The organism is Lachnotalea sp. AF33-28 (genome assembly GCF_003477885.1).
GTDB lineage: Bacteria > Bacillota > Clostridia > Lachnospirales > Lachnospiraceae > AF33-28.
Window position 1 is genome coordinate 1 of the sequence record NZ_QUEE01000029.1, and the last position, 288, is coordinate 288.

Genomic DNA, 288 nt, shown 5'->3' on the forward strand with positions numbered 1-288 from the left:
TGACCAAAAGATCCGGAAACGGATACTGGAAGATCTGGTAGAGAACTTGGTAAAAGGATGTAAACAGATGATCGTTAATGTGTAGTTTTGAAGGTATAATCTTCAAGGCCCAGTGGCTCAGTTGGTTAGAGCGCCGCCCTGTCACGGCGGAGGTCGACGGTTCGAGTCCGTTCTGGGTCGTTTCAACAGTATGGGGTCTTAGCTCAGCTGGGAGAGCATCTGCCTTACAAGCAGAGGGTCATAGGTTCGAGCCCTATAGGCCCCACTTCTGAAAAATAAAATGATTTA

At 47.9% G+C, this 288-nt stretch carries 2 tRNA genes; both read left to right on the forward strand.

The window, feature by feature from the left end:
• Positions 1–106: 106 nt before the first annotated feature.
• Positions 107–180 (forward strand) — tRNA-Asp (locus DWZ56_RS22380).
• Positions 181–192: 12 nt separating this feature from the next.
• Positions 193–265 (forward strand) — tRNA-Val (locus DWZ56_RS22385).
• Positions 266–288: the final 23 nt, after the last annotated feature.